This is a genomic window from Streptomyces sp. Ru73 (assembly GCF_002920575.1).
Lineage (GTDB): Bacteria > Actinomycetota > Actinomycetes > Streptomycetales > Streptomycetaceae > Streptomyces.
This window is the reverse complement of sequence record NZ_PQSQ01000101.1, coordinates 17,113-27,004: the sequence shown is the minus strand read 5'-3', so window position 1 is coordinate 27,004 and position 9,892 is coordinate 17,113. Positions and strand designations below refer to the sequence as shown.

Sequence of the window (9,892 nt, the reverse complement as noted above, 5' to 3'; positions counted from 1 at the left end):
GGGAGATCAAGCACACGAGCGATTTGTGGGCCGACGACCTGCGCGGCCGGGTCACCCTGCTGGCCGGCATGGACGAGGCGTTCGCGCTGCTCATGCAGGGCGAAGGGGTGGACATCACGCGCTGGACGGCGGACGACTTCCACCGCATGGCCGACCGGATCGCGGCGCTGGTCCGCACGAAGCACATCCGGCGCTTCACCGGCAACGACTACATCAAGGACCTGTCCTCGGGCGACGTGCTGGCCGCGCAGGCGTACTCCGGCGACGTCATCCAGCTCAAGGCCGACAACCCCGACATCGAGTTCGTGGTCCCCGAGGAGGGCGCCGAACTGTGGTCGGAGAGCCTGATGATCCCCAACCTGGCCGCGCACAAGCGCAACGCGGAACGGCTCGTCGACTACTACTACGAGCCGGAGGTCGCCGCCGAGCTGGCCGCCTGGGTCAACTACGTCTGCCCCGTCCCGGCCGCGCGCGACGTCCTCGCCTCGTCACGGGACAAGGAGACCGCCGCGCTGGCCGAGGACCCGCTGATCTTTCCCGACGACGCCATGCGCGGCCGCCTCGCCATCGCCCGCGACATCAGCTCCAAGGAACGCCCGGACCTCTCGAAGCGGTGGAACGCGATCGTGGGGCTGTAGGACGGGTCGGGCCGGCGCGGCGCGGCGCGGTTCGGCCCGGCGCGGTTCGGCCGCCGGCCGGGCGTCTCGGGGGGCTGGCCGCGGGCCGGGCGTCTCGTGGCTCAGCTGCGGGCCGTGGCACGCGCGAACCGCTGGGCCAGGGCTTCGCGCCGCCGTCCTTCGTGTCGGCCGCGTTCACCGAGTGGACCACGCTCCGCGGGCCGTCCCCGGCGGACGCGATGGCGTTCGTGTACCCGGAGCGCGCGCCGGTCGACGCCGCGGCCGTGGCCCGGCCGAGCGCGGGGCGCAGGGCCGGGGACGGGCGCGGTGGCGTGTGCCGGTGGGGCGCGGCGGTCGCGGTGCGTGGGGCACGCGGCGGCGGTGTGTCAGGGGGTGAGCCGGGCCCTGGTGTACGCGTCGATCTCGGCGGCCAGCCGGGCCTTGGCGGCGCCGTCCATGAAGGACGCCTCGACGGCGTTCTTCGCCAGCGCGGCGAGGCCCGCCTCGTCCAGCCCCAGCAGCCGCGCGGCCACGCCGTACTCGGTGTTCAGGTCCGTGCCGAACATCGGCGGATCGTCGCTGTTGATGGTCACCAGCACGCCGGCCTCGACCATCTCCTTGACCGGGTGCTCGTCGAGGGTGCGGACCGCGCGCGTGGCGATGTTGGAGGTCGGGCAGACCTCCAGCGGGATGCGGTGCTCGGCGAGATGGGCCAGCAGCTTCGGGTCCCGCACGGAGCTGGTGCCGTGGCCGATGCGCTCGGCGCGCAGCTCGTTCAGCGCGTCCCAGACCGTCTCCGGGCCGGTCGTCTCGCCGGCGTGCGGCACGGAGTGCAGGCCCTCGGCGATCGCACGGTCGAAGTACGGCTTGAACTGCGGGCGGGGCACGCCTATCTCGGGCCCGCCGAGGCCGAACGAGACCAGCCCCTCGGGCTTGAGCTCGCAGGCGATCCGCGCGGTCTCCTCCGCCGACTCCAGGCCCGCCTCGCCGGGGATGTCGAAGCACCAGCGCAGCACGACGCCCAGCTCGGACTCGGCGGACTTGCGGGCGTCCTCGATGGCCTCCACGAACGCGGCGTCCGGGATGCCGCGCCGGGTGGAGCTGTACGGGGTGACGGTCAGCTCGGCGTACCGGATGTTCTGCCGGGCCATGTCACGGGCGACCTCGTACGTCAGCAGGCGCACGTCCTCGGCGTCCCTGATGAGGTCCACGACGGAGAGGTAGACCTGGATGAAGTGCGCGAAGTCCCGGAAGGTGAAGTAGTCCATCAGCGCCTCGGGGTCCGTGGGCACCTTGGAGTCCGGGTGGCGCGCTGCCAGCTCGGCGACGATGCGCGGGGAGGCCGAGCCGACGTGATGGACGTGCAGCTCCGCCTTGGGCAGGCCCGCGATGAATGCGTCGAGATCGGACAACTGTGCCTCCTGGTCGCCGGAGCGTGGGCCGGCGGGCGCCGGCCGGTCGTCATCGTATGCGGGAGGGAGAGCGGAGCTCCCCGGCAGGCCGTGCGGGACTGGGCACCGCGGGGCAGCGGCCCAGGGGTGCCGCGGCGCAGCGGCCCGGCGCGGGAGCGGCGCGGGCGTGCCCGGGAGCACCGCGGACCCGGCGCGGGAGCAGCGCGGACCCGGCGTAGGAGCGGCGCGGACCCGGCGTGGGAGCGGCGCGGACCCGGCGTGGGCCCGTGGTGCTCCCCGGCGCGAAGGAGCCCGGTGGCACTCCGACGGCCCCGTAACCCCGGGCCGGAGGCGCCCCCGCAATCCCCGGCCGGAGGCACCCCGTGCGGCCCCGCAACTCCCGACCTGCCCCGCCCCCGTGCGGCCCCGCAGCCCCCGGGCGGTGCCGGGGGGCGAGGTCTTAGCATGGGACCCAGCCAATGGGGGAGAGCCATGTCCGAGAGTCAGCAGCCCGAGCCGCGCGATCCGTGGGCGCCGCCGCCCGAGGACGCGGCCGCGCCGCGCCGGCCGGAGCCCCCGGCGCCGGGGCTGCCGCCGTACGGCACCGCAGCAGCTGACCAGCCCACCGCGGGTGCCGGATTCGCCGTGCCCGCGCCGCCGCGGGCCCCCGGCCACGGCGCCGCCCCCGCCGCTCCGTACCCCGGCGGCCCGCAGGGCTACGGGACGCCGTACGCCCCGCAGCCGTACGGCGCACCGTACGGCGCGGCCCACCCCCAGCCGCCGTACGCCGCGGCGCCCGCCCCCGGCCACCCCGGCCACCCAGGGCCCTACGGCGCGGGTCCCGCGGGCATACCCGGCGCCGGGCCCTACCCCATGGCCGGCGGGCCCGGCACCCAGGCGGGCTGGCCAGGGCAGCCCGCCAACGGCATGGGCGTCGCCGCGCTCGTGCTCGGCATCCTCGGCATCGTCTCCAGCCTCACCCTTTTCTTCGGCGTCGTCCTCGGCGTCCTCGCGATCATCTTCGGCGCCCTCGGCCGGGCCAGGGCCCGGCGCGGTGAGGCGACCAACGGCGGCATGGCACTGGCCGGTCTGCTGTGCGGCGTGGCCGGACTGCTCGTCAGCGTGCTGCTGATCGTCGCGATCGTCGTCGCGGCGGGCGAGCGCGGCTCCCGCACCTCCTACGACGACTACTCCGACACCTACAGCGCGGCCCCCGCGGCCCCCGGCCCGGCCCGCTGACCCCTTCCGCGGAGCCCGGCCGCTCAGCCCTGCCCGGCGGCCAGCCGCTGCCGCGCCTCCATCAGCGCGAACCCCAGCAGGTTCAGCCCCTGCCACTGGGCCGGGTCCGCCACCCGCTCGTCGTCGGCGGCCAGCCCGATGCCCCATATCCGGTCCAGCGGGCTCGCCTCGACCAGGACCCGCTCCCCGGTGCCCAGCAGGTAGTCCCGCAGGGCCGGGTCCTGCCCGAACTTGTGCATGCTGCCCCGGACCACCAGCTCGTACCGGTGGCGCGCCCAGATCTCCTCGTCGAAGCCGCGCACCGTCCGGCCCGCGTCCTTGGCCTGCTTGGGATGGCCGGCGCGCAGCACCCGCTGCAGCGCCTGCCGGTCGCCGAAGAGCCGGGCCTTGCCGGCCATCATCCAGTGCTCGGCGGTGGCGTACCGCACCCCGTCCACCGTGAACGGCGCGGGCCACCACTGGCTGAAGCAGCTCGCCCCCAGGCTGCCGTCCCGCCGGGGCGCATGGCCCCAGAAGTACACGTATTTGTACGTACCGCCCGTCTCTAACGCGGTGCGCAGCTCCGCCACCGACCGCGGCCCGTCGGCCACGCTTCCCCCTGCCGTCATCCCCGGTGCCCCCACTCTCTCCCCTGTCCGTCTTCCCCGGTCCTGCACCATGCCGGGATTCTGTCAGCGGGCACTGACAACCTGTCGGGCACCCCGACGACGGATTTCGCAGAATCCGTCGCGTAACCAAAAGGCAACAACGGAATCACTTGTTGGGCCCCCGCTGCTCTGTCAAGATCGGCCATCAATTCGGGAAAGAGCTACGCCCGGCAGGCCCTGTGAAAGCCCGGCCGCCGGTGGAGGAGAGCGCCATGGACCAGCGATTCGATGTGACCGAACGATTCGCCCAGGGGGCTCAGTTCATCGCCGGAGAACTGCGCGCGGGGACCTCGGGACGCACCCAGGCCGTGGTCGACCCGGCCACCGGCGAGCAGGTGTACACGTACGAGCTGGCCGGCACCGCCGACGTGGACGCGGCGGTCGAGGCCGCCCGGCAGGCGCTGCCCGAGTGGGCCGGCGCCACGCCCGGCGAGCGGTCCGACGCGCTGCACCGGTTCGCCGCCGTGCTGGACGAGCGGACCGAGGAGTTCGCGTACGCCGAGTCGCTGCAGTGCGGCAAGCCGATCAAGCTCAGTCGGGAATTCGACGTGCCCGGCTCCGTGGACAACGCCGCCTTCTTCGCGGGCGCCGCGCGCCACCTGGAGGGCAGGGCGGCCGGCGAGTACAGCGGCGACCACACCTCGTCCGTGCGCCGCGAGCCGATCGGCGTCGTCGGCTCCATCGCGCCGTGGAACTACCCGCTGCAGATGGCCAGCTGGAAGATCCTCCCGGCCGTCGCGGCCGGCAACACCATCGTCCTGAAGCCCGCCGAGATCACCCCGCTGACCTCGGTGATGTACGCACAGGCCGCGCAGGAGGCCGGGCTGCCGGACGGCGTGATCAACATCGTCTCCGGCGCGGGCCGGGACGCGGGTGAGCACCTCGTCGGCCACCCGGACGTCGCGATGACCTCCTTCACCGGCTCCACCGCGGTCGGCAAGCGGGTCGCGGAGATCGCCACCGCCACCGTCAAGCGACTCCACCTCGAACTGGGCGGCAAGGCCCCCTTCGTGGTCTTCGACGACGCCGACCTGGACGCCGCCGTGCACGGCGCGGTGGCCGGCGCCCTGATCAACACCGGCCAGGACTGCACCGCCGCCACCCGCGCCTACGTACAGCGCCCCCTCTACGACGCGTTCGTCAGCGGCGTCGCCGACCTGATGGCGACCGTACGGCTCGGCGACCCCTTCGACCCGGCCACCGACCTCGGCCCGCTCATCTCGCACGCCCAGCGCGACCGGGTCGCCGGCTTCGTCGACCGCGCACGCACGTACGCGACCGTCGTCACCGGCGGCGAGGCGCCCGGCGGCGACCTGGCCAAGGGCGCCTACTACCGGCCCACCCTCATCACCGGCGCCGCACAGGACAGCGAGGCCGTGCAGTCCGAGATCTTCGGCCCGGTGCTGGTCGTGCTCCCCTTCGACTCCGACGACGAGGGCATCGCGCTCGCCAACGACACCCCCTACGGGCTCGCCGCCTCCGCCTGGAGCCGGGACGTCTACCGCACGGGCCGCGCCGTCCGCGACATCAAGGCCGGCTGCGTGTGGGTCAACGACCACATCCCGATCATCAGCGAGATGCCGCACGGCGGCTACAAGGCGTCCGGCTACGGCAAGGACATGTCGGCCTACTCGTTCGAGGAGTACACGCAGGTCAAGCACGTCATGTACGACATCACGGGGGTGGCCAGGAAGGACTGGCACCGCACCGTCTTCGGGGACCGCGGCTGAGCGCCGCCCGGCGCGCCGCACCGCCGGCGCGCCTCCGAGTCCGTCACTCCACCGGCTGACCACCGGCCGACCTCGAAAGGCCACCGCGTATGGAGCACACCGCGCAGCCCGAGCCGTTCTCCGCGGCCGAACTGGCCGCCGTACGGCGCAGCATGACCAACGGCCGGATGGCCCTGACCCGCCGGTCCCTGCTGCGCGCCGGCAGTTCCGCTGCGCTCGCGCTCGGCGGCGCCGGTGCGCTCTCGGCCTGCGGCATCCCGCCCGCCGGCCGTACCGACGCGGGGTCCTCCGACGACCACTCGCGCCAGGAGAAGCGGGTCGCCTTCTCCAACTGGACCGAGTACATCGACGTCAGCGACGACGAGAAGCACCACCCGACGCTGGAGGCGTTCACCAGGCGCACCGGCATCAGGGTCAAGTACACCGAGGACATCAACGACAACGACGAGTTCTTCGGCAAGGTCCAGGCCCAGCTCGCGGCCGGCCAGGACACCGGACGCGACCTGATCTGCCTGACCGACTGGATGTGCGCCCGGATGATCTCGCTGGGCTGGATACAGCCGCTGGACCCCGCGCACCTGCCGCACGCCTACGCCAACCTCTCGCCCCAGTTCCGCACCCCCGACTGGGACCCGGGCCGCGCCCACTCCTACACCTGGCAGGGCATCCCGACCGTCATCGCGTACAACAAGAAGGCCACCGGCGGCCGCAAGGTCACCTCCGTCGACCAGCTGCTGTCCGACCCGAAGCTCAAGGGCAAGGTCGCCTTCCTCTCCGAGATGCGCGACAGCATCGGGATGACCCTGCTGGACATGGGCAAGCGGCCCGAGCACCTCACCGCAGACGACTTCGACGCGGCGCTCGCCCGGCTCCAGAAGGGCGTCGACACCAAGCAGATCCGCCGCTTCACCGGCAACGACTACCTCAACGACCTCAGCAAGGGCGACCTGGCGGCCTGCCTCGCCTGGGCGGGCGACATCGTCCAGCTCCAGAACGACAACAGCGACGTCCAGTACGTCATCCCGGACGCCGGCTACATGACCTCGACGGACAACCTGATGGTGCCCAACAAGGCGCGCCACAAGGAGAACGCCGAGCGGCTGATCGACTACTTCTACGAGCCGAAGGTGGCGGCGCGCATCGCGGCGTACATCAACTACGTCTGCCCGGTCGACGGGGTGCGCGAAGAGCTCGCGAAGATCGACAAGAAGCTGGCGGACAACCCGCTGATCCTGCCGGACAAGGACATGGCAGCGAAGTCGCACACCTTCCGCGCGCTCAGCAGCAAGGAGAACAAGGAGTTCGCGCAGAAGTTCTCCGACCTCACCGGCGCCTGACCACCCGGCCCGGCCCCGCTTCCCCCACCACGACACCGCCCGGGAATGGATACATGACCGATCTCGCGACGAAAGACAGCAGCGGCGGCGACGTCCGCCTCACCGGGATCAGCAAGACCTACGGCTCCTTCACGGCCGTGCAGCCGCTGGACCTCACCGTCCCCGCCGGCTCCTTCTTCGCCCTCCTCGGCGCCTCCGGCTGCGGCAAGACCACCACCCTGCGCATGATCGCCGGCCTGGAGGAGCCCACCACCGGCACCGTCGAGCTGGCCGGCAAGGACGTCACCGCGCTGCCGCCCTACAAGCGCCCGGTGAACACCGTCTTCCAGAACTACGCGCTCTTCCCGCACCTGGACATCTACGAGAACGTCGCCTTCGGCCTGCGCCGCCGCGGCATCAAGTCCGTGAAGAAGCAGGTCGAGGAGATGCTCGACCTCGTCCAGCTCGGGCCCCTGGCCCGCCGCAAACCGCAGCAGCTCTCCGGCGGCCAGCAGCAGCGCGTGGCCGTGGCCCGCGCTCTGATCAACCACCCGCAGGTGCTCCTCCTCGACGAGCCGCTCGGCGCCCTGGACCTCAAGCTCCGCCGCCAGATGCAGCTGGAGCTCAAGCGCATCCAGACCGAGGTCGGCATCACCTTCGTGCACGTCACGCACGACCAGGAGGAGGCCATGACGATGGCCGACACGGTCGCGGTCATGAACGGCGGCCGGGTCGAGCAGCTGGGCGCCCCCGCCGACCTCTACGAGAACCCCGGCACCACCTTCGTCGCCAACTTCCTCGGCACCTCCAACCTGATCGCCGCCGAGATCGCCGAGGCGGGCGGTGAGCAGCTGCTGCTCACCGCCGGGGACGCCAAGCTCCGGCTGCCGACGGCGCGCTGTTCCGCGAGCAGCGTCCGTACCGGCGAGAAGGTGCTGGCCGGCGTACGGCCCGAGAAGGTCGCCCTCGCGCACGCCGACGACGCGGGGTCGATACCCGACGGCGCCAACCGGCTGCCCGGCCGCATCAAGGACGCCAGCTTCATCGGCGTCTCCACCCAGTACGTGATCGACGCCCGCGGCGCCGGTGAACTGGCCGTCTACGAGCAGAACATCGAGCGCGACGGCCGGCTGGTCCCGGGCGCCGAGGTGGTCCTGCACTGGAACCCCGCGCACACCTTCGGGCTCTCCGCCGACCAGGACATCGACGCCGGCGCCGACGTGGACGAGGAGGCCGCGTGAGCACCGCCACCGAGGCGCCGCCGGAGCCCGCGCCCGCCCTGGAGATCCGCAGGCCGGCCCTGCGCAAGCGGCTCGTCCCCTACTGGCTGCTGCTGCCCGGCATCCTCTGGCTGCTGGTCTTCTTCGCCGCGCCGCTGGTCTACCAGGCGTCCACGTCGATCCAGACCGGCTCCCTCGAAGAGGGCTTCAAGGTCACCTGGCACATCGCCACCTACTGGGACGCGCTGGGGGAGTACTGGCCGCAGTTCGTCCGCTCGGTGCTCTTCGCCGCCATCGCGACGCTGCTCTGCCTGGTCCTCGGCTACCCGCTCGCCTACCTGATCGCCTTCAAGGCCGGCCGCTGGCGCAACGTGGTGATGATCCTGGTCATCGCGCCGTTCTTCACCAGCTTCCTGATCCGCACGCTCGCCTGGAAGACGATCCTCGCCGACAGCGGCCCGGTCGTCTCGGCCCTGAACGCGCTGCACATCCTGGACCTCACCAGCGCGATCGGCCTCACCGAGGGCACCCGGGTGCTCGCCACCCCGCTCGCCGTCGTCTGCGGCCTCACGTACAACTTCCTGCCGTTCATGATCCTGCCGCTCTACACCTGCCTGGAGCGGATCGACCCCCGGCTCCACGAGGCGGCGGGCGACCTCTACGCCAAGCCCGCCACCACCTTCCGCCGGGTGACCTTCCCGCTGTCGATGCCCGGCGTCGTCGCCGGCACGCTGCTCACGTTCATCCCGGCCGCCGGTGACTACATCAATGCCGAACTGCTCGGCTCCACCGACCAGAAGATGATCGGCAACGTGATCCAGTCGCAGTTCCTGCGCGTCCTGGACTACCCGACGGCGGCGGCCCTCTCCTTCATCCTCATGGCGGCCATCCTCGCCATGGTCACCCTCTACATCCGCAAGGCGGGAACGGAGGACCTGGTCTGATGCGCCGGCTCCGACGCAACGCGGTGGTCATCGCGGGCCTGCTGACGCTGGCCTACCTGATCCTGCCCAACGTCATCGTGATGGTCTTCTCGTTCAACAAGCCGAACGGGCGCTTCAACTACGAGTGGCAGCGGTTCTCCACCGACGCCTGGACCGACCCCTGCGGCGTCGCCGACCTGTGCGGCTCGCTCGGTCTCAGCCTGCAGATCGCCGTCTGGGCCACGATCGGCGCGACCGTGCTCGGCACCCTGATCGCCTTCGCGCTGGCCCGCTACCGCTTCCGCGCCCGCTCCTCCGTCAACACCCTGATCTTCCTGCCGATGGCGATGCCCGAGGTCGTCATGGCCGCCTCGCTGGCCACGCTCTTCCTCAACATGGGCATCCAGTTCGGCTTCTGGACGATCCTCATCGCGCACATCATGTTCTGCCTGAGCTTCGTCGTCACCGCCGTCAAGGCCCGCGTGATGAGCATGGACCCGCGGCTGGAACAGGCGGCCCAGGACCTCTACGCCTCGCCCGCGCAGACCTTCCTGAAGGTGACGCTGCCGATCGCGGCGCCCGGCATCGCCGCCGGCGCGCTGCTCTCCTTCGCCCTCTCGTTCGACGATTTCATCATCACGAACTTCAACGCGGGCTCGACCGTGACGTTCCCCATGTTCGTCTGGGGATCGGCACAACGGGGCACACCCGTTCAGATCAATGTCATCGGAACGGCGATGTTCCTCATCGCCGTGCTCTGCGTCCTGGGCGGACAGCTGTTCACCGGACGCCGTAAGAGGAGCTGAGAA

9 protein-coding genes are annotated in these 9,892 nt (G+C 71.8%); 7 read left to right on the top strand and 2 right to left on the bottom strand.

Annotation, left to right across the window (positions count from 1 at the left end; translation table 11 throughout):
• On the top strand, positions 1-638 hold a 638-nt coding region (locus tag C3486_RS30590; RefSeq protein ID WP_146075091.1), incomplete at its 5' end, for a PotD/PotF family extracellular solute-binding protein.
• A gap of 365 nt (positions 639-1,003) precedes the next feature.
• On the opposite strand, the gene C3486_RS30585 is transcribed toward C3486_RS30590, so the two are convergent.
• Positions 1,004-2,116, bottom strand: coding sequence for an adenosine deaminase (locus C3486_RS30585; protein ID WP_374936940.1), 1,113 nt, complete (start codon positions 2,114-2,116; stop codon positions 1,004-1,006).
• Between the two features lie 384 nt (positions 2,117-2,500).
• Here C3486_RS30585 and C3486_RS38635 point away from each other — a divergent pair, with 384 nt between their 5' ends.
• Positions 2,501-3,247: a DUF4190 domain-containing protein gene (locus C3486_RS38635; RefSeq protein ID WP_103836076.1), complete on the top strand. Its 747-nt coding sequence runs from the start codon at positions 2,501-2,503 to the stop codon at positions 3,245-3,247.
• Positions 3,248-3,270: 23 nt separating this feature from the next.
• Here C3486_RS38635 and C3486_RS30575 read toward each other — a convergent pair whose 3' ends face one another.
• Entirely contained in the window at positions 3,271-3,855 is a 585-nt protein-coding gene (locus tag C3486_RS30575) for an NADAR family protein (protein WP_258053083.1), read from the bottom strand.
• 251 nt (positions 3,856-4,106) lie between these two features.
• On the opposite strand from C3486_RS30575, the gene C3486_RS30570 reads away from it, so the two are divergent.
• The 5 genes from C3486_RS30570 to C3486_RS30550 all read left to right on the top strand — a co-directional run bounded on the left by C3486_RS30570 (position 4,107) and on the right by C3486_RS30550 (position 9,889).
• Positions 4,107-5,624, top strand: coding sequence for a gamma-aminobutyraldehyde dehydrogenase (locus C3486_RS30570; protein ID WP_103836073.1), 1,518 nt, complete (start codon positions 4,107-4,109; stop codon positions 5,622-5,624).
• An 89-nt stretch (positions 5,625-5,713) separates the two neighbouring features.
• Complete coding sequence (locus C3486_RS30565; RefSeq protein WP_103836071.1) at positions 5,714-6,961, top strand: spermidine/putrescine ABC transporter substrate-binding protein; 1,248 nt, start codon at positions 5,714-5,716, stop codon at positions 6,959-6,961.
• A gap of 53 nt (positions 6,962-7,014) precedes the next feature.
• On the top strand, positions 7,015-8,181 hold the full coding sequence (locus C3486_RS30560) for an ABC transporter ATP-binding protein (RefSeq protein ID WP_103836070.1): 1,167 nt from the start codon (positions 7,015-7,017) through the stop codon (positions 8,179-8,181).
• Positions 8,178-9,104: an ABC transporter permease gene (locus C3486_RS30555; RefSeq protein WP_103836068.1), complete on the top strand. Its 927-nt coding sequence runs from the start codon at positions 8,178-8,180 to the stop codon at positions 9,102-9,104. Before C3486_RS30560 ends, C3486_RS30555 begins: the two co-directional genes overlap by 4 nt.
• A complete protein-coding gene (locus tag C3486_RS30550; protein WP_103836067.1) occupies positions 9,104-9,889 on the top strand; it encodes an ABC transporter permease in 786 nt (261 codons plus the stop codon). The genes C3486_RS30555 and C3486_RS30550 overlap by 1 nt, the downstream gene beginning before the upstream one ends.
• The last annotated feature ends 3 nt before the right edge of the window (positions 9,890-9,892 follow it).